The organism is Brevibacillus brevis, assembly GCF_031583145.1.
GTDB lineage: Bacteria > Bacillota > Bacilli > Brevibacillales > Brevibacillaceae > Brevibacillus > Brevibacillus brevis_E.
Genome location: NZ_CP134050.1, coordinates 5,981,661 through 5,999,914, shown reverse-complemented (window position 1 = coordinate 5,999,914; position 18,254 = coordinate 5,981,661). Strand labels below are relative to the sequence as shown.

Here is an 18,254-nt window from a genome sequence, read left to right as displayed (position 1 = left end):
CAGACAGGTGCGACCCGTAAGAAGCAAGAATCGATTTCTCGAATGGAGTGAGGAAAAGAATTTAGCCGACTAATAAAAAAATGCTTTCCCATGCAATAAAGAAATGCTAATATAACAAAGGAAGACGTAATTGAGAATGAATCTCTTTATTACTGAGAATGAATCTCCTTATTATAAAAGAGAAAACGCTCTGGATGGGGAAAAGTAGGGAAGACGATGAAGAAGAGATATTTGGTTGTGGCACTCATCCTGCTGTCGATAGCTTCCTTGTTTATCGGTGTGAAGGACATTTCTCCACTGGAACTGTTCAATCTCACGGAAGAAAAGACGCAGATCATGTGGATCGCCAGAATCCCTCGGTTGATCAGTATCATCATAGCGGGAATCAGCATGAGCATCGTGGGCTTGATCATGCAGCAGCTCACGCGCAACAAGTTCGTGTCGCCCACGACAGCAGGTACGGAGGATTCGGTGCGGTTCGGCATCCTGGTCTCCATGATGCTGTTTGCGAATGCGAACCCGCTGTTGAAAATGCTCGTGGCGTTCGTTTTTGCATTGTTGGGAACGTTCGTGTTTATGAAAATTCTCGACAGGATCAAGTTCAAGGATTCCATCTTCATTCCGCTGGTGGGTTTGATGTTCGGGAATATCGTCGGTTCCATCACGACGTTTTTCGCTTATAAATACGATCTCATCCAAAACATGTCTTCGTGGCTGCATGGCGATTTTTCTTCCGTCATGAAAGGGAGCTATGAACTTCTGTACGTCAGCATCCCGCTGGTAATCATCGCTTATCTGTTCGCCAACAAGTTCACCATTGCCGGGATGGGCGAGGAATTCGCCATCAACCTGGGGCTGAATTACAAGCAGGTCGTGAATATCGGGCTTTGCATTGTGGCGATGGTCACTTCCGTGGTGATCCTGACGGTCGGAACCATTCCCTTTTTAGGGTTGATCATTCCCAATATCGTGACGCTGTACCTGGGGGATAACCTGAAAAAGAGCCTGTCTCACACGGCTTTGCTCGGTGCCGTATTCGTCTTGTGCTGCGACATATTGGGGCGGCTGATCATCTTCCCGTATGAAATATCGATCGGATTGATGGTCGGGGTAATCGGCAGCGGGATGTTCATTTTCCTACTTATGAGAAGAAAGGCTTATGACCGATGAAAGCGAAGGTATGGATTTTAGCGATCGTTGCCATAGCGCTGATAGCGACATTCATGTTGATAGACGCCGGCGGAAACTGGGATTACGTTTTGCCGCGACGATTCAAAAAGATTTTGGCGATTGTGTTGACGGGCGGGATTATCGCCTTCTCTACGATGGTATTCCAGACGATCACGAATAACCGGATCCTCACGCCGAGCATTATCGGGCTGGATTCGCTGTACCTGTTCATCCAGACCTTTGTCGTGTACTTGTTTGGCTCGACCCATATGACTCTGATGAACAAGAATGTGAATTTTCTCCTGTCAGCTGCTTTGATGGTCCTGTTTGCCGGGCTGCTGTACAAGTGGCTCTTCAAAAGAGAAGGGCAAAACATCTACTTTTTGCTGCTGGTCGGGATCATTTTTGGGACGCTGTTCAACAGCCTCTCTACCTTTATGCAGGTGTTGATCGACCCAAATGAATTTCAGGTCGTCCAAGACAAGATGTTCGCGAGCTTTAACAATGTCAATACGGATCTTCTTGTCATCAGCGTAGTCCTGGTGCTGGGCGTGGCCGCTTACTTCTGGAAGTACATAAAATACCTCGATGTTCTTTCCTTGGGACGGGATCAGGCGATCAACCTCGGGATTCCCTACGATTTTGTGGTGAAGCGCTTTTTGATCGTCATCGCGATCCTGGTATCGATCGCCACCGCGTTGGTAGGACCCATCACTTTCTTGGGATTGCTGGTAGCCAATCTGGCTCACCAAGTGATGAAAACATACCAGCACAAGTATCTGATAACCGGCTCCGTGCTGATCAGCATTATTTCGCTGGTAGGCGGCGTGCTGATTGTCGAGCGGGTGTTTACGTTCTCGACGACCTTGAGTGTCATCGTGAACTTCATCGGCGGGGTTTACTTCATCTATCTTCTGTTAAAGGAGAATAAATCATGGTAGAAATCCGGAATGTCTCAAAACAGTATGGTGGCAAAAATGTCGTGGAAAACGTTTCGCTGAAAATCGCCAAGGGAAAAATCACGTCATTTATCGGTCCGAACGGGGCCGGGAAAAGCACACTGCTGTCCATGATCAGCCGTCTGATGACCAAAGATCAAGGGGAGATTTATCTGGAGGGAAAGGAAATCGGCCAGTGCAAAAGCCAGGATCTGGCCAAAAAGATTTCCATCCTGAAGCAGACCAATCACATCACCGTCCGATTGACCATTCGCGAGCTCGTGAGCTTTGGACGTTTTCCGTATTCTCAAGGGAATTTGTCCCGCGAAGACTGGCAGTACGTCGATGAGGCGATCCGTTACCTGGAGCTGGAGGACATTCAGCACAAGTACCTGGACCAGCTCAGCGGCGGTCAAAGGCAGCGGGCTTACATCGCCATGGTAGTCGCTCAAAATACGGAGTACATCCTCCTCGATGAGCCTCTGAACAATCTCGATATGAAGCACTCGGTTCAGATCATGAAAGTGCTCCGGCGTCTCGTGGACGAGATGGGGAAAACCGTGGTGATCGTGATCCACGATATCAACTTCGCGTCGTGCTACTCGGATTACATCGTGGCGCTCAAAGACGGCAAAGTCGTAAGAGAAGGGGCGACCGCGGATATCATCAGCTCCAAAACCTTGAAAGACGTGTACGACATGGATATTCAAATTCAGGACATCGATCAGAACAAAATCTGTGTGTACTATGCCTGATGCTCTTCTTTTTTTACATGAGAATGAGAATCTTTTTCTGTCAATAAAATTATCCAGATGGATAGGTCCATCGGAAATTTTATATAACTTTACTCTTACATAGAGGTGATAAAGATGAACAAAAAATGGATCATGCTGTTCATGGCGGTGCTGATGGCGGTATTTACGGCAGCTTGCGGATCGAACACCGCAGCGCCGGCTCAGACACCGGCAGCTTCCGGAGACGCTTCCAACGCTGCAGCATCAGAGGAATTGACGATCAAGCACAAACTGGGTGAAGCCAAGCTGAAGAAAAACCCGAAAACGGTTGTCGCCTTTGACTACGGTGTACTGGATTCCCTGGACAAACTGGGCATTGAGGTAGCAGGCGTACCGCAAGCCAATATTCCTCCGTATCTGGAAAAGTTCAAAGACGCGAAGTACACGAATGTCGGAAGCCTGAAAGAGCCTGACTTCGAGAAAATCAATGCGATGAAGCCGGATGTCATCTTTATTTCCGGCCGTCAGCAAGAAGCTTACGAAGAACTGAACAAAATCGCACCGACCATCTTCCTGGGCGTAGATACCTCCAAGTACATGGAGTCCTTTACCGAGAATATGAAAACGTTGGGCACCATCTTTGGCAAAGAAGCGCAAGTCGATGAAGAGCTGGCGAAAATCAATGATTCCATCAAAAAGCTGAATGAAAAAGCTACGGCAAGCGGCAAAAACGCTTTGATCGTTCTGATCAACGAAGGCAAGCTCAGCGCATACGGCCCAGGATCCCGCTTCGGCATCCTGCACGACGTGTTCGGATTTGCGCCGGTAGACAAAAATATCGAAGTATCCACTCACGGACAAAGCGTCTCGTTCGAGTACATCGTGGAAAAAGACCCTGACTATCTGTTTGTCGTAGACCGCACGGCTGCGGTGGCTACCAACAAGGACGCAGCAGCTCCTGCACAAAAAACGCTGGACAACGACTTGATCAAAAATACGAAAGCCTATAAAAACGGCCAAATCATCTACCTCGACCAAAACTACTGGTACCTCTCCGGAGGCGGACTGGTGTCGACAGCCAACATGGCGGATGAAGTGCTGGCTGACTTGAAATAAAACGTCAGACTGGAAATGCCGGGCCATTCCTGGGTAAGCCTCCTGGGAATGGTCTTTTTGATTTGACCTTTCAGTCGGGTGGGATCCCCCATCGCCATGCAGCGAGGATTTCGATTGCCAGAAATAGCAGAAAGCCAATCCGATAGATTCGGATTGGCTGTTCTTTGTAGCTAGCTCTTCGGTTGACTTAGCTTTGGTACGTCACATAGGCAAGGATGCCTTCCTCTTCGTCCAGCACCAGCTCGATGCCTGCGGAATACGGATTGCGTCCCATCTGCGTCTCGAGATAGTAACGGATCGCCTCGATCAAATTGACCTCGATGAAGACCTGCTTCCTTCCCAGCGCGTATACTTCAGCCGAGAAGCCGTACTCATCATCCCACATCAGCTCAACTTCGACCTCTTGCGGCTGAATCTGCTTCTTGCTCGCCACGTGCAGGCAAATGGCGTTGATCAATACTTGCTCGGAAATCGTTATCTTTTCCATGGGTTCAATTCCTGTTTCTTTTCACGTTGCGTTTTAAAGTAGACGAAGATCTTGCGAATCAGGACGATGACGGCGACGATCGCCAGCATGTTGATTAAGAAGCCGAAAATCGCTCCCAGTGCGCCCATGTTGCCAAACAATCCGCCGAACAGCATTCCGGCGAGACCGCCTACAAGCAGACCTTTCATGAAGCCGCCGCTCTTGCTTGGAGCAGCTGTGGAAGGCGTATTGGTCGGCGTAGTCGTGCTTTTATTGGTACTAGCGTTTACATTTGAATCGCCCTTGCTTGGTGTTTGCGTATGCGTAGGAGCCGTGTTCGAGTTAAACGTTTTTTTACCGGATTTGTAGCCTTTTGCATCGGCGTGGTCGATATACCCGCCGGAAGCGAATACGAGTGTAACGGCAACCAACAACATGAGTAATTTTTTCATGCGAATCGCGAAGCCCCTCTCTTTGGTATGACCCTATATACATAAATAAGTGTACACGAATATGTGGTCAATTACCACCAAACAAACCGTGAACAATAGGAAGCAGGGACGAGCGAGACGTGGCTACGGGAGGATTTTGCCCGGATTCAGGATGTTTTTCGGGTCAAATTGCTGTTTAATGAGCTTCATCCACGGCAAAGTATCCGGATGCTCCTTTTGGAGGTACTTCTTTTTCCCGATGCCGATGCCGTGCTCGCCAGTGCAGGTGCCGCCTTTTTGCAGGGCGTACTCGACGATTTTGGCATTGACCTCTTCTGCGAGCTGTACTTCGGCCGGATCCTGCTTGTTGAACATGAGAGTCGTGTGGAAGTTGCCGTCCCCTACGTGGCCGAGGACACCGCCTGCCAGACCGCTTTGGTCAATCACCTCACGAGCGTAGACGACCGCTCCTGTCAATTCGGACAGGGGAAGACATACGTCTGTGAGCATCATTTCTTTTCCGGAGAAGCCGTGCTTGTAGGCGTATGCGAGGTTGTGACGGGCTTCCCACAGCTTGGCGCGCTTTTTGGAGTCTGTCTCCACCAGGAAGTCCACGCAGCCATGCTCCGCCAGAAGATCCTGGGCGAAGGATACGTCGTGAGAAAGGCCGGCTTCGTTGCCGTGGAATTCGAGGAACAAGGTGGGCTGCTCCAGATAGTCGGTTTCGCTGTGCAGGTTGACTTGGCGAATCGAGGCGCTGTCTACCAGCTCGACGCGGGCGATGGCAATACCGGCCGCAAGCAGCGACAAGGCCCCATCCACGGCTGCCTTTACTGTAGGGAAGGCAGCCCGTCCGGCGATCACAGTCTCGGGAATGCCGTACACTTTCAGGGTGATTTCCGTAAAGGCGCCAAGCGTCCCCTCAGATCCGACAAACAGTCCTGTCAGATGGTAGCCCGAAGACGACTTGGCGGACAGGCCGCCGGTACGAATGATCGAGCCGTCAGCCAGCGCGACTTCGAGGTCCCGCACCTGGCTGCGCATGATGCCGTAGCGGACGCTGGTCGTACCGCTCGCGTTGGTGGCGGTCATGCCCCCGATCGTCGCATCTGCACCGGGATCGACCGGGAAGAAGAGTCCGTGTTTTTTCAGGGCGGCATTGAGCTGGGTGCGGGTGACACCAGGCTGGACGCGCACGAGGAAGTCGTCCGGTCGCACCTCGACGATTTGATTCATCTGTTGAAAATCGAGGGAAATGCCTCCCTGCAGCGGGATGCAGTGGCCCTCCAGGCTGGAGCCCGCGCCAAAGGGGACGACAGGGATGGAGTGTTCGTTCGCGTACTTCAAAATGCCCGCTACCTCTTCCCGGGAAGTCGGGAATACGACGACGTCCGGCAGCACGGGGCTATGGTGAGACTCGTCCTTGCTGTGCTGATGCAGCATGGTTTCATTGGCGGTAGCACGGTCATCGGCGGTGATTTTTTTCAAATCTTCCAACAGCGTTTCGGGGATGCTGCGCATGTAGAATGCCTCCATTTCACTTTACTCTTTTGCTTTTGACAATAGCACAAAACCTCTAACCATATGCCGGCTAGAGGTTTACGCGCTTACGCACTCTTTTTCAGCTTTCGGGCTGCCCAGTTGCCGAGCGACTGGATCAGCTGGACGAGCACGACCAGGATCACTACTGTGATGATCATGACTTCGATGTCCCATTGCTGGTAGCCGTAGCGCAGGGCGAGGTCGCCCAATCCGCCTGCCCCGACCGCACCCGCCATCGCAGTCGCTCCGATCAGGCCTATGGTTGCGATGGTCAGACAAAGCACGATGCCTGGACGCGCTTCGCGAAGCATGATGCGGAAGATGATCTGCGTCCGGGAAGCGCCCATCGCCTGGTACGCCTCGATCACGCCGCGGTCGACGTCCAGCAGGGCCGTCTCCATCAGGCGGGAAATGTAGGGAGCTGTGTACACGATCAGCGGGACGATCGCTCCTTCGATCCCGATGGAGGTGCCGACGATCAGCTCCGTAAACGGAATGATGGCTACCATCAAAATAATGAAAGGAAGAGAGCGAACGACGTTGATGACGGTGTTCAAGGTGTGGTAGATCCACTTGTTCGGGAACAGGTGGTTGCCTTGCGTGATCACGAGCAGGATTCCCAAAGGAATGCCGACGATTGTCGCCACAAACAGGGAGATGCCGACCATGATGACGGTTTCTTCCAGAGACTGTCCGAATACGGGGATCATTTCTGCCAAGCGGTCCATTAGCGGGAACCCTCCTCTCGTGTCACGATTTCTACGTTGTACACCGATTCTCGCAAGAACGCGATGCCGTCCTGCACCGCCTTTTCCTCACCGGAAATGTGCAGGAGCAAAATGCCCAGGGCCGTTCCCTTGATCGACGTGATCGAGCCGTACAGCAGGTTGGTGCTGACCGGGAAGCGGGCAGACAAGGTACCGAGGACAGGGTCGAGGGCAGCATCCCCGCGGAAAGCGACGCGCAAAATTTTTGCCGACGGCCCGGTCTGTTTGATTTTCGACAGGATTTCATGCGGCACATTGTCATCAAAAATGGTTTTGATGAAGTTCCGGGTCGTAGGCTGCTGCGGATTGCTGAAAATGTCCAGAACCGTCCCTTGCTCGATGATCAGACCGTTTTCCATGATGGCTACGTGGTCGCAGATTTTTTTGATGACCTGCATCTCATGTGTGATCAGCACGATGGTCAAATTGAACTTCCGGTTGATGTCCAGAAGCAGCTCGAGGATCGAGTCGGTCGTCTGCGGGTCGAGAGCCGAAGTGGCTTCGTCGCACAGCAGAATCTCCGGATCGGTCGCCAGCGCCCGCGCGATGCCGACACGCTGTTTTTGGCCCCCCGACAGCTGAGACGGGTAGGAGTGGGCCTTGTCTTCGAGGCCGACCAATCGCAGCAGATCCTCCACCTTTTGCTTGATGACATCTTTCGGTACGCGGTTCATTCGCAAAATCTCGGCTACGTTGTCAAAGACATTATAGGAAGACAGCAGGTTGAAGTGCTGAAAGATAATCCCGATCTTTTTGCGCGCTTGTCTCAGCTCTTTTTCTTTCAGGGAAAGCATATCCTGACCGTTGACTACGACGGTGCCGCCGGACGGTTTTTCGAGGAGGTTGATCGTGCGAAGCAGGGTGCTTTTCCCTGCTCCGCTAAAGCCGATCACGCCGAAAATTTGTCCTCTCTCCACGTTCAGGGTCACGCCCTTCAACGCCTCGACCTGCTTGTTGCCCACCTTGTACGTCTTATGGATATCGGTTAGCTGTATCATCTCTCCAGTCTCCTTGTTGTTGGATAGTCAGTGTCTTACCAGGATGGGAGCACAGCTCCATCAAAGTGTTCGTCGATGAATTTCTTAACTTCTTCGGAACGGTAGATGTCTACCAGCTTTTTGAAAGCAGGGTTGTCCTTGTTCTCTTCTTTTGCTACCAGGACGTTTACGTACGGCGAGTCGGCGCCTTCCGCGAAAATGGCGTCTTTTTTCGGAGAATAGCCGGCTTCCATGGCAAAGTTGGTGTTGATCGTCGCCGCTTCAAAGTTTTTCAGGGAGCGAGCCAGGAAAGGAGCCTCCAATTCTTTGAACTCCAGCTTTTTCGGGTTTTCCACGATATCGAGCGGGGTAGCATTGTCACCCGCGCCATCCTTCAGCTTGATCAGCCCGGCAGCTTGATAGAGCAGCAAAGCTCGAGCGCGTTGCGTCGGGTCGTTTTGAATCCCTACTACGCCGCCTTCCGGAATCTCTTCCACCTTCTTGTGCTTGGTGGAGTAAATCCCCATTGGGAAGGTAACGCCTTTGCCGATCTCGACCAGCTTGGTTTTGTGGTCCTCGTTGAATTTGTTCAGGAAAGGAATCGTCTGAAAGCTGTTGAGGTCCAGATTCCCTTTATCGAGCGCCTGGTTGGGCTGCACATAGTCATTGAAAACGACCACTTCTACATCGAGGCCTTGGGTCTTGGCCACTTCCTTCACTTTGTTGAAAATTTCTTCGTGCGGACCGCCCGTTACGCCTACCTTGATGGTTTTTTGTTCGGTGCCAGCGTTTGCCGCCGGTGCCGCTTCCTGTTTGGCGCCGCAAGCAGTCAGCAAGGATGCTGCGAGCAGCAGTGAGCTAAGAATCAGTCCTGATTTTTTCATGATGGTTTCTCCCCTTGTCAAATGATTATCTATGTTTTGAAAAGTAAAAACCGAATGGATGCAAGGAAACCGCGTAGGAATACCGAGTTCCAGCTGTACAAAAAAGACCTCTTCCAGAAGAAGAGGTCGAAACGGTCATGGTTAGACGGTCGCTGTCCTCTCTTATCTTCCGGAATATCTTCCGCTGGATTTGGCACCATATCTGTACGAGATAGGTTGCCGAGGCTTCACAGGGCCAGTCCCTCCGCCTCTCTTCATAAGAGATGTGGGTATGCAGTTAAAACCAATTTATTCTGATTTGGTTAGTTGGATTATAGCGCGCCTTTTTAAGCGTGTCAAATGTTTTTCCAAAATCAATTTATGTAGACTGAATTTTTGTAAATTGATCAAAATACGAATGATTACTTGATTGAGGCTCGGATCATATGTATAATGAAAAACAATCAACGAGCCTGATACTTACTCTCGCAGGTGATGTCATGACTATACAGGACACAAACGAAAGCAAGAAAAGGCTGTCTGCTATCTATAATGAGATAGCCAAGGAGTTGTTCGGATTTGGGACAACCCTCCTGAGAGTAACTATCGACAACCAGATCATCACCTTTTATGCCAAGCACCGGCGTTCTCCGCGGTCGGCGGCATTGGAAGGGGAGGCGCCCGCTCTCAAGCTCGAGGTCGATTTCCGTATGTCGCTTCTTTATAAGAAGAAACTGCGGGAACGTCTGCAGGAAGAACTCAACCTCGACATGGAAGCCGTGCTGAGGGATTACGACTCGGCTACGCAATGGGCCATCACGAACGTCATTTTGGCTGAACCGCAAACGAATACCTGACAGAGCCGTTCGGATTTTCCTCTTGGATCTATCTGAGAGGAAGACCGAAGGCGATGGAAAACGGGTGTCGCTTCTCTTTGTTTACGAAGAAAAGTGCTCTTGTTTAGAATTCACACTTCTAATCAAGGGCGCTTTTCTTTTCTTTTTTTCCATTTATTTCTATTCGAAGGTGTGATGGCGCATAGGCCGATGAAGCCAGTGGAAAAGTAGGCGCAAACAGGGTTGTACTGTCAAACAAAGGAAACCATTCGATCCGAAACCAAAAATGGAGGAATACAAAATGAAAAAGTGGCTGACAGGAGTACTTTCTTTTTCTATGATTTCGCTGGCGCTGGCGGGTTGCGGCAATAGCGAGCAACCGAAGGAAAACGCGGCGGGAGGAGCTGCCAAGGGCGAGCCGGAAAAACTGGTCATTTCTACTTGGGGCTTTTCTGAAGATTTCTTCCGCAAAGAAGTGTACGAGCCATTCGAGAAAGAGCACAACGTAAAAATCGTGCTGGAGATCGGAAACAACGCAGAGCGCCTGAATAAAATCCGCCAAGGCAGCTCCGATGTGGATTTGATCTACTTGTCGGACTACTATGCGCAACAAGGAATCGAGAGCGGCGCTTTCGAAAAGATCGATCGCAGCCATATCCCGAACCTCGATAAAATTTACGACATCGCCAAAGCTCCGCTGGGCGAGGATTACGGCCCTGCCTATACCATCGGGCAGTTCGGGATCGTCTACAATCCGAACGTCATCAAGACGGATATCAAGAGCTGGAAGGACCTGTGGAACCCGGAGCTGGCGGGCAAGCTGACTCTCCCGAACATCACTTCGACTACCGGCCCGATGATGCTGGATGCCGCATCCCAGGCCGCTGGCAGCAAGGAATTCAATGAAGAACAGGCCTTTTCCAAAATGAAGGAAGTCAATAAAGGTGTTGTGAAATACTACGACAAAACGTCGGAATACGTAAACATGTTCAGCCAGGAAGAGATTGCGGCCGGACCGATCATGGAGATGTACTTCAAAGACATTCAAGCGGCTGTTCCGGAAGCGAAGTTCGTGAGCCCGGAAGAAGGCGGCTACGCGGTAATGAACACCGTCAACATCGTCAAAGGCAGCAAGCACAAAGAGCTGGCGGAAGAATTCATCAACTGGCAATTGAGCAAGGAAGTACAAGAGAAAACGGCCAAAGCGAAAGTGGATTCTCCGGTAAACAAAGAAGTGAAGCTGACGGACGAAGAAGCAAAAGGCGTGACCTACGGCGAAGAGACCATCAACAAGCTGCGCAAGCTGGATATGAAATTCGTCAATGAGCACTCCAAAGCTTGGATCGATCGTTGGAACCGCGAAATCACCGGATAATAACAGGACAGATCGAACAACAAGGGTATAGGCGATGAGGTTATACCCTTGTTGCATTTTATGACGCTAGGAGGCGGACTCACCATGCGGAAGGTCATTCTGGATGTAGACACTGGGATCGATGATGCTCTCGGGATTATCCTCGCGGCGAAAAGCGGCGAGTTTGACCTGGTCGGGATTACGACTGTCAACGGCAACGTTTCTCTCGCCAAAGCGACGGAAAATACGTGCAAGATTCTCGATTTGCTGCAAATAGGCGGGCAAGTTCCCGTAGTGCCGGGGGCCAGCCAGCCCCTCTTGCGGCCGATGTTTTTCGAGCACCGGGTACATGGCGAGGACGGTTTAGGCGGGGCTTTGCGCGATACGACCGTCGTGACGCAGCCGGCAAAGGGCTTCGGTCCCGACTTCATCGTCGAAAATGTGCTGGCGCAGCCTGGCCAAATTACCTTGATCATGACCGGTCCTTTGACCAATCTGGCTCTGGCAGTAAGAAAATGTCCGCAGCTGGTGCACCATGTCAAAGAAGTGGTCTTTATGGGCGGTGTCGTACGCGAGCATGGGAACGTCACTCCGACGGCGGAGTACAACATGTTCGTCGATCCGGAAGCGGCCAAGGTCGTCTTTCACGCCGGCTTCCCGGAGTTGACGCTCGTCGGGCTCGACGTGACGAGAAAAGTCCTGTTGAACGAAGACCATATCCGCGAGCTGGGCGATACGCCGATTGGCCGTTACGTAAAGCAAAGCACAGCCGACTATCTCCAGCGCTACTTCGAGCGCAACGGCGTGCGGGCTTGCGCGATGCACGATCCGCTCGCCGTGGCAGTCGCCTTGGACCGCGACCTGGTCACGACCCAAAAGCTGTATGTCGATGTCGAGACGAGAAGCGACCTGTGTGATGGGCAAACGGTTTGCGATTTCCAGAATCGACTGGGGATGGAACCGAATATGAACGTCTGCCTGGCCGTGGATGACGAAGCGTTTTTTGAGCGCTTTATCCGCGCCCTGAAAGCCTGACGATATCGGGAACAGGAGTAAATCGGATGAAAAAAAAGGGTCTTTACTTGCTGCTATTGCCTGGCGTGCTGTTTTTGACGCTGTTCATGATCATCCCGATCGCGCTGACGATCGGGTCCACCTTCTTTCACGAAGGTAGCTTTACCCTGGAGGGCTACCTTACGTTTTTGACCGACCAATACTTCTTGAAAATTTTACTGACTACCCTGCAAGTGAGCATCGTGACCACGATCGTTTGCATTCTGCTCGGGTTCCCGGCAGCGTACTACATCTCCAAGCTGGGGCCGCGCAAAAAAGGCATCCTGCTGGCGCTGGCCATCTTTCCCCTGCTGACCAGCTCAGTCGTCCGTTCGTTCAGCTGGATGATCATTCTCGGAAAAAAGGGGCTTTTGAACAGTTCTCTCCTCTCGTTGGGACTGCTTGAAAAGCCGTTGGACATACTGTACACTCCGACCGCGATGATGATCGGCCTGGTCCATCTGTTCCTGCCCCTCATCATCATTACGCTGGTCGGCGTCATGGAAAACATCGACCCTGATCTCATCAAGGCGGCGGAGAGTCTGGGCGCCTCCAAGTTCACGGCATTTCGCCAGGTCATCGTGCCGCTTAGCGTGCCGGGACTGATCATCGGGAGCATCCTCGTGTTCGTAGGCAGCCTGACCGCTTACACGACGCCGGCTTTGCTGGGCGGCAAACAGCGGGTCATCTCCACGTTCCTTTACCAAAACGCCATTACCTTGAATGACTGGTACATGGCTTCCGTTATTGCCACGATCATGATCGTCATTACGTTTGTCGTGATTTTTGTAATGAACAAACTGGCGACCAAACTAAATCCGAAGGGGTAGAAGCTATGCAGGAGAAAAATCGCGGGCTGGCCCTGTTTACGCTTCTCGTGTTTCTGTTTTTGCTCGGGCCGCTCATCATTATTTCTTTCACATCGTTCGAACCGAGTACCGTGCTGAGGTTCCCGCCGCAAGGCTTCTCCTGGCGCTGGTACGAGAACATTTTCAACGTGGAGATGTTTATGACGACGTTCAAGACGTCCATCTTCGTCTCCCTCCTGGGCAATCTTCTGGCGCTGGTGCTGGGGATTCCCGCAGCGTATGCGCTCAGTCGCTTTCAATTCAAGGGAAAGGCTGCCTTGAACGCGGTCTTTATTTCGCCGGTGTTGATTCCGGGTATCGTCATGGGCTTTGCGATGCTCAAATACGTAATCGTCGTGTACGATCTGCCGATTTACGCGGGACTGCTCGTGGGCCACACCGTCGTCATGCTCCCGTTCATTATCCGGGTAGTCGCTTCCAGCCTGTCCAACTTTGACTTCGCGGTCGAAGAAGCGGCGCTCAGCCTGGGGGCGAGCCGGATGGGGACGTTCTTCAAGGTCGTTCTGCCGAATATTCGTTCCGGGATTATTGCGGCGATCCTGATTGCGTTTCTGGAGTCGTTCAACAACGTAGACATCTCTGTATTCATGACGGGACCTGGGGTAAGCACGCTGCCGATCCAGATGCTGACGTACGTGGAAAACAACTTCGATCCGACGATTGCAGCCATTTCCGTGCTGCTCATGATCTTGACGGCTGTATTCATGTTCATCATCGAACGTCTCATGGGGCTTTCCTACTTTACAAAACGATAACGGAGGCATCAAATCATGGCATTGCTCACGCTGGAAAACGTATCGGTTGCCTACGACAATCAGTACATTTTGAAAGACTTCAACCTGGGAATCGAAAAAGGTCAGCTCATCTCCCTTTTGGGACCGAGCGGCTGCGGAAAGACGACGACCCTGCGCCTGATCGCCGGCTTCCTGGAGGCAAAGGAGGGGAAGTTTCTCTTCGACGGAAAGGACTATACGCGAGTCCCAGTGAACAAGCGCAACTTCGGGTTCGTGTTCCAGAGCTACGCCCTTTTCCCGCATTTGTCCGTCTATGACAACGTGGCGTTCGGTCTGCGCCTGCGCAAAGTAAACGAAGCCGACGTAAAGAAGCGCGTCATGGACATCCTCGATGTCGTGAGCCTGAACGGCTTTGAAAAGCGCTTCCCGAAAGAGCTGTCCGGGGGGCAGAGACAACGGGTGGCGATCGCGCGCGCCCTGGTCATCGAGCCGGATCTGCTGCTGTTCGACGAGCCGCTCAGCAATCTAGACGCCAACCTGCGGATCAACATGCGGGTGGAAATCCGCCGCATCCAGCAGGAGCTGGGCATCACGACCGTGTACGTGTCCCACGATCAGGAGGAATGCTTCTCCATTTCCGATCAGGTGGCGATCATGAACAAGGGGGTTATCGAGCAGCTGGACGACCCTGCGACCATCTTCAAATACCCGAAGACGGAGTTCATCGCCCGCTTTATCGGCTTTACGAACTTCATCACCTTCGGGGAGCGCATCGAGCAGCAAGGGGAGATCGGGCTGCGCGTAGGCGATCATTCGTTCATCGCGGCCAACCATCCGGGCACGGTGAATCCGACCAGCAAAAAATGCGCCCTGCGGCCCGACGATCTGATCGTGACGACGGACGAGCCGCAGGACCGTGACCATAATCGCTTGCAAGGGAGCATCAAAGTCAGCACATTCCTTGGCCGCAGCTACCAGTATGTCGTGGAGACCGATCTGGGAGATTTCACGGTCAATCAAGAGATGGAGACCCCTTACCGGAGCGGCCAGAGGGTCAATCTGCTGTTCCCGAAAGACAAAATGGTGTTGGTGGACTAACAACAGGAGGGGTTTTTCATGAAAGTGGATTTGCTGATTCAGGATGTGCGCGTCTACAACAGCTATTTCAAGAAATTCATCGAAGGAAACGTCGCCGTATTGGACGGCCGCTTCCTCTATATCGGAAAACGCGGTACGGAAGACTTTGAAGCAGGGGAAGTCGTGAATGGGCAAGGACGCTACATGATTCCCGGCCTCATCGACATCCACCTGCATATCGAAAGCTCGATGGTGACTCCTGAGACCTTTTCCTACGCCCTGATCCAAAACGGCGTGACCACCATTGTGCCGGAGCCGCATGAAATGGCCAATGTCTTCGGGATCGAAGGGATCAAGGAAATGATTCAGGCAAGCCGCGAGTGCGTCGTCGATATGAAGTACGCGATTCCGAGCTCCGTGCCGGCTACGGCGATGGAAACGACGGGCGGTGCCGTCGAAATCGAGGACATCGACGAGCTCCTGGGCTCCGAGGAGATCATCTGCCTGGGAGAAATCATGAACTACGTCGATGTCATCTCCGACCCGGACTGCAAAACGAACCGGATCCTCCGGCATATCCGCAAAGAGTATCCGAAGCTCGTCATCGAGGGGCACGTGCCGAAGCTGCTCGATCTGGAATTGCACCAGATGCTGTACGCCGGAGTCGATTCGGACCATACGCACCAGACGTTGGAAGGGATGGAAGCCCGCATCGCGGCGGGCATGTTCCTTGAAATTCAGGAAAAGTCCATGACGGAAGAAGTCGTGGAGTATTTGCTCAAGCACGACGTTTCCGAGCATTTCTGCTTCGTCACGGATGACGTAATGACGGACTCGCTATACAAGCGCGGGCATCTCAACCATTTGGTGAAAAAGGCGATCCGGATGGGGATGGAGCCGGAGCGGGCCATTTACGCGAGTACGTTTACCCCGGCCAGAAGGATGAACATGCACGACCGGGGAGCGATCGCACCAGGAAAGCTGGCTGATTTCCTGCTGGTGTCCGACCTTCATGAGCTTGTGATCGATGAGGTCTATAAAAACGGGAAAAAGGCGTACGACGCTCGGGAGGAATACCGCCAAGAGGTGATGCCGCGTCAATTCCCTGCTCATTTTTATCAGAGCATTCAGCTCGCGCCTCTGACCGAAGCCGATTTCCACGTCCGCAGCGATGCTCCTGACAACCGCTATCCATGCCGGGTCATGCTGGTCCAGAACGGCTCCACCTTTACCGAGGACCATCGCGGAATCGTCGAGGTGAAGGACGGGCAGCTTTGCTGGCAGGAGAGCCCCTACGGGTTGATCGCGGTATTCGAGCGCTACGGCAAAAACGGAAACCGCGGCTACGGGCTGATCAGCGGCGATACAATCAAGCGGGGAGCGGTAGCGACGAGCTACTCGCACGACAATCACAATCTGCTGGTCGTGGGCCACAATCCGCACGATATGATGGTCGCTGCGAATGAAGTCATCAAGAACCAGGGCGGCTTTTACGTGGTGGAAAACGGGGAAGTCATCGCCAGCCTGCATTTGCCTGTCGGGGGCATTTTGACCGAGGAGCCGCTGGAAAAGACGGCCAAGGAGGTCGAGCAGCTCCGTCGCGCGATGGAGTCGCTCGGGTACAACCACTACAACCCGATTATGTCGATCAGTACGCATTCGCTTCCGGTCAGTCCGTCGTTGAAGATCACGGATGTGGGACTGATTGATGTAAATGCGGGAAAAGTCGTTCCTCTGTTGTTGATGTAGGGGGAAGGGTGTCCAAAAGATGGAGGGTTCCATCAGAAGGACGCCCTTTTTTGTTTCATGATTCTGTAAATCCTGCTATAATAATCTTTTACATGTAGGATAAAATTCGCTGGGGCAAGGAAGAAAAACATGAAAGAAACCCTTTCGTTACGTGAAAAATGGCGGCAATTCCTCATCGTGCTCTTGCCGATATTGATTTCGCAGCTGGCACTATTCTCTATGACGTTCTTCGATACGATCATGTCTGGGCATGCGAGCCCGACCGATTTGGCCGGGGTGGCGATCGGCTCCAGCCTCTGGACGCCCGTACAGTCAGGCTTGACGGGAATTCTGATGGCCGTTACACCGATGGTCGCGCAAATGATTGGAGCAGGCCGCAGGGACCGGGTTCCGTTTACGGTCATGCAGGCGATGTACGTAGCCTTGGCGATTGCCCTTGTGGTAATGGCTGTCGGGGCCCTGGGGCTGAATCCGGTTCTCCATTTGATGGAGCTGGAGCCGAGCGTGCATGACATCGCACGCGATTTTTTGCATGCCATCGCCATCGGGATCATTCCGTTGTTTTTGTACACGGTCATTCGCTGCTTTATCGATGCGCTCGGGGAGACCCGCGTGACCATGATCATCACGCTGTTTTCTCTTCCAATCAACGTGTTTCTGAACTACGTGCTCATCTTCGGAAATCTGGGCTTCCCTCGGCTCGGCGGAGTAGGGGCGGGGTATGCCTCGGCGATCACGTACTGGTGCATTTTGCTTATCAGCCTGTTCGTCATACGGCGTGTGCATCCCTTTGTCGAGTACGGACTGCTTGAGAAGTTTTACCGCATTTCCATGGAGGCCTGGAAGGAGCTGCTCAAGCTGGGGCTGCCCATCGGCTTGTCGATCTTTTTCGAGGTCAGCATTTTCGCGGCGGTGACGCTGTTTATGAGCGAGTACAGCACGATTACGATCGCGGCCCACCAGGCTGCGATGAACTTCGCGTCGTTCATTTACATGGTGCCGATGAGCATTTCGATGGCGCTCACCATTTTGGTCGGCTTTGAGGTAGGGGCCAAGCGGTACCACGACGCCCGGCGATACAGCTTCCTGGGGATCGGCATTGCACTCGTTTTGGCGCTGCTGTTCGGGATAGGGCTGCTCTTTTTCAACGAACAGGTAGCCGGATTTTACACGACGGATCTGGATGTGCTGCGCTTGACCCAGCATTTCCTGATGTACTCCATCCTGTTCCTCATCTCGGATGCAGTAGCGGCTCCGATCCAGGGGGTCCTGCGAGGCTATAAGGATGTGACTGTCCCCTTCGTCGTAGCGCTCGTCTCGTACTGGGTGATCGGACTCCCGCTCGGATACGTCTTGGCGCAGTACACCTCCCTGGAGGCGTTCGGCTACTGGATTGGCCTCATCAGCGGACTGGCAGCCGGTGCGATCTTTTTGTTCGGGCGGTTGCTGGGACTGCAAAAGAAGATGATCAGAATCCAGGACTCACAGTAAATGACAGCGAGGCGGGAGATCCCTTACCGAAGGGGTTTTCCGCTTTTTGCATGAAGGGGGGACGCCGCGTTTACAATAGGCTTGAAC

At 52.5% G+C, this 18,254-nt stretch carries 18 protein-coding genes and 1 riboswitch; of the genes, 12 read left to right on the top strand and 6 right to left on the bottom strand.

What is annotated here, in order from left to right:
• Positions 1-216 precede the first annotated feature (216 nt).
• From RGB73_RS29455 to RGB73_RS29440, 4 genes are all read left to right on the top strand, one after another.
• Complete coding sequence (locus tag RGB73_RS29455; RefSeq protein WP_310767354.1) at positions 217-1,170, top strand: ABC transporter permease; 954 nt, start codon at positions 217-219, stop codon at positions 1,168-1,170.
• Positions 1,167-2,111, top strand: a complete 945-nt coding sequence (locus RGB73_RS29450) for an iron chelate uptake ABC transporter family permease subunit (RefSeq protein WP_310767351.1) — start codon at positions 1,167-1,169, stop codon at positions 2,109-2,111. The genes RGB73_RS29455 and RGB73_RS29450 overlap by 4 nt, the downstream gene beginning before the upstream one ends.
• Positions 2,105-2,863 carry an iron ABC transporter ATP-binding protein gene (locus RGB73_RS29445; protein WP_310767348.1) on the top strand — a complete coding sequence of 253 codons (759 nt, stop codon included), beginning with the start codon at positions 2,105-2,107 and terminating at the stop codon, positions 2,861-2,863. The genes RGB73_RS29450 and RGB73_RS29445 overlap by 7 nt, the downstream gene beginning before the upstream one ends.
• Before the next feature lie 114 nt (positions 2,864-2,977).
• Complete coding sequence (locus RGB73_RS29440; protein WP_310767345.1) at positions 2,978-3,958, top strand: siderophore ABC transporter substrate-binding protein; 981 nt, start codon at positions 2,978-2,980, stop codon at positions 3,956-3,958.
• A 187-nt stretch (positions 3,959-4,145) separates the two neighbouring features.
• Here the strand turns inward: RGB73_RS29440 and RGB73_RS29435 are convergent, their stop codons facing one another.
• The 6 genes from RGB73_RS29435 to RGB73_RS29410 all read right to left on the bottom strand — a co-directional run bounded on the left by RGB73_RS29435 (position 4,146) and on the right by RGB73_RS29410 (position 9,025).
• On the bottom strand, positions 4,146-4,445 hold the full coding sequence (locus tag RGB73_RS29435; RefSeq protein WP_310767342.1) for a YxcD family protein: 300 nt from the start codon (positions 4,443-4,445) through the stop codon (positions 4,146-4,148).
• Positions 4,433-4,876 (bottom strand): hypothetical protein, encoded by a 444-nt coding sequence (locus RGB73_RS29430; RefSeq protein WP_310767340.1) that lies wholly within the window; start codon positions 4,874-4,876, stop codon positions 4,433-4,435. Before RGB73_RS29430 ends, RGB73_RS29435 begins: the two co-directional genes overlap by 13 nt.
• Before the next feature lie 123 nt (positions 4,877-4,999).
• Positions 5,000-6,376 carry an FAD-binding oxidoreductase gene (locus tag RGB73_RS29425; protein WP_310767337.1) on the bottom strand — a complete coding sequence of 459 codons (1,377 nt, stop codon included), beginning with the start codon at positions 6,374-6,376 and terminating at the stop codon, positions 5,000-5,002.
• Between the two features lie 86 nt (positions 6,377-6,462).
• The gene (locus tag RGB73_RS29420) at positions 6,463-7,125 is read right to left on the bottom strand and encodes a methionine ABC transporter permease (protein ID WP_310767334.1); all 663 of its coding nucleotides are present in this window, start codon (positions 7,123-7,125) and stop codon (positions 6,463-6,465) included.
• The gene (locus RGB73_RS29415) at positions 7,125-8,162 is read right to left on the bottom strand and encodes a methionine ABC transporter ATP-binding protein (protein WP_310767331.1); all 1,038 of its coding nucleotides are present in this window, start codon (positions 8,160-8,162) and stop codon (positions 7,125-7,127) included. Before RGB73_RS29415 ends, RGB73_RS29420 begins: the two co-directional genes overlap by 1 nt.
• A 35-nt stretch (positions 8,163-8,197) precedes the next feature.
• Positions 8,198-9,025, bottom strand: coding sequence for a MetQ/NlpA family ABC transporter substrate-binding protein (locus RGB73_RS29410; protein WP_310767328.1), 828 nt, complete (start codon positions 9,023-9,025; stop codon positions 8,198-8,200).
• Between the two features lie 159 nt (positions 9,026-9,184).
• Positions 9,185-9,288: riboswitch (SAM riboswitch) on the bottom strand.
• Between the two features lie 216 nt (positions 9,289-9,504).
• Here RGB73_RS29410 and RGB73_RS29405 point away from each other — a divergent pair.
• The 8 genes from RGB73_RS29405 to RGB73_RS29370 all read left to right on the top strand — a co-directional run bounded on the left by RGB73_RS29405 (position 9,505) and on the right by RGB73_RS29370 (position 18,167).
• A complete protein-coding gene (locus tag RGB73_RS29405) occupies positions 9,505-9,861 on the top strand; it encodes a DUF2294 domain-containing protein (protein ID WP_310767325.1) in 357 nt (118 codons plus the stop codon).
• 280 nt (positions 9,862-10,141) lie between these two features.
• Positions 10,142-11,215 carry an ABC transporter substrate-binding protein gene (locus RGB73_RS29400; protein ID WP_310767323.1) on the top strand — a complete coding sequence of 358 codons (1,074 nt, stop codon included), beginning with the start codon at positions 10,142-10,144 and terminating at the stop codon, positions 11,213-11,215.
• A gap of 84 nt (positions 11,216-11,299) precedes the next feature.
• The gene (locus tag RGB73_RS29395) at positions 11,300-12,229 is read left to right on the top strand and encodes a nucleoside hydrolase (protein ID WP_310767320.1); all 930 of its coding nucleotides are present in this window, start codon (positions 11,300-11,302) and stop codon (positions 12,227-12,229) included.
• A 26-nt stretch (positions 12,230-12,255) separates the two neighbouring features.
• The gene (locus tag RGB73_RS29390; protein ID WP_310767317.1) at positions 12,256-13,077 is read left to right on the top strand and encodes an ABC transporter permease; all 822 of its coding nucleotides are present in this window, start codon (positions 12,256-12,258) and stop codon (positions 13,075-13,077) included.
• Positions 13,078-13,082: 5 nt separating this feature from the next.
• Positions 13,083-13,871, top strand: coding sequence for an ABC transporter permease (locus RGB73_RS29385; RefSeq protein ID WP_310767314.1), 789 nt, complete (start codon positions 13,083-13,085; stop codon positions 13,869-13,871).
• A 15-nt stretch (positions 13,872-13,886) separates the two neighbouring features.
• Positions 13,887-14,948, top strand: a complete 1,062-nt coding sequence (locus tag RGB73_RS29380) for an ABC transporter ATP-binding protein (RefSeq protein ID WP_310767312.1) — start codon at positions 13,887-13,889, stop codon at positions 14,946-14,948.
• A gap of 18 nt (positions 14,949-14,966) precedes the next feature.
• The gene (locus tag RGB73_RS29375; protein WP_310767309.1) at positions 14,967-16,676 is read left to right on the top strand and encodes an adenine deaminase; all 1,710 of its coding nucleotides are present in this window, start codon (positions 14,967-14,969) and stop codon (positions 16,674-16,676) included.
• 129 nt (positions 16,677-16,805) lie between these two features.
• The gene (locus tag RGB73_RS29370; protein WP_310767306.1) at positions 16,806-18,167 is read left to right on the top strand and encodes an MATE family efflux transporter; all 1,362 of its coding nucleotides are present in this window, start codon (positions 16,806-16,808) and stop codon (positions 18,165-18,167) included.
• Positions 18,168-18,254 lie beyond the last annotated feature (87 nt).

Coding starts and splice junctions, on each gene's coding strand:
- RGB73_RS29455 (WP_310767354.1), top strand. CDS start 217: ATGAAGAAGAGATATTTGGTTGTGGCACTCATCCTGCTGTCGATAGCT.
- RGB73_RS29375 (WP_310767309.1), top strand. CDS start 14,967: ATGAAAGTGGATTTGCTGATTCAGGATGTGCGCGTCTACAACAGCTAT.
- RGB73_RS29450 (WP_310767351.1), top strand. CDS start 1,167: ATGAAAGCGAAGGTATGGATTTTAGCGATCGTTGCCATAGCGCTGATA.
- RGB73_RS29385 (WP_310767314.1), top strand. CDS start 13,083: ATGCAGGAGAAAAATCGCGGGCTGGCCCTGTTTACGCTTCTCGTGTTT.
- RGB73_RS29410 (WP_310767328.1), bottom strand. CDS start 9,025: ATGAAAAAATCAGGACTGATTCTTAGCTCACTGCTGCTCGCAGCATCC.
- RGB73_RS29445 (WP_310767348.1), top strand. CDS start 2,105: ATGGTAGAAATCCGGAATGTCTCAAAACAGTATGGTGGCAAAAATGTC.
- RGB73_RS29425 (WP_310767337.1), bottom strand. CDS start 6,376: ATGCGCAGCATCCCCGAAACGCTGTTGGAAGATTTGAAAAAAATCACC.
- RGB73_RS29370 (WP_310767306.1), top strand. CDS start 16,806: ATGAAAGAAACCCTTTCGTTACGTGAAAAATGGCGGCAATTCCTCATC.
- RGB73_RS29420 (WP_310767334.1), bottom strand. CDS start 7,125: ATGGACCGCTTGGCAGAAATGATCCCCGTATTCGGACAGTCTCTGGAA.
- RGB73_RS29400 (WP_310767323.1), top strand. CDS start 10,142: ATGAAAAAGTGGCTGACAGGAGTACTTTCTTTTTCTATGATTTCGCTG.
- RGB73_RS29380 (WP_310767312.1), top strand. CDS start 13,887: ATGGCATTGCTCACGCTGGAAAACGTATCGGTTGCCTACGACAATCAG.
- RGB73_RS29435 (WP_310767342.1), bottom strand. CDS start 4,445: ATGGAAAAGATAACGATTTCCGAGCAAGTATTGATCAACGCCATTTGC.
- RGB73_RS29395 (WP_310767320.1), top strand. CDS start 11,300: ATGCGGAAGGTCATTCTGGATGTAGACACTGGGATCGATGATGCTCTC.
- RGB73_RS29430 (WP_310767340.1), bottom strand. CDS start 4,876: ATGAAAAAATTACTCATGTTGTTGGTTGCCGTTACACTCGTATTCGCT.
- RGB73_RS29415 (WP_310767331.1), bottom strand. CDS start 8,162: ATGATACAGCTAACCGATATCCATAAGACGTACAAGGTGGGCAACAAG.
- RGB73_RS29405 (WP_310767325.1), top strand. CDS start 9,505: ATGACTATACAGGACACAAACGAAAGCAAGAAAAGGCTGTCTGCTATC.
- RGB73_RS29390 (WP_310767317.1), top strand. CDS start 12,256: ATGAAAAAAAAGGGTCTTTACTTGCTGCTATTGCCTGGCGTGCTGTTT.
- RGB73_RS29440 (WP_310767345.1), top strand. CDS start 2,978: ATGAACAAAAAATGGATCATGCTGTTCATGGCGGTGCTGATGGCGGTA.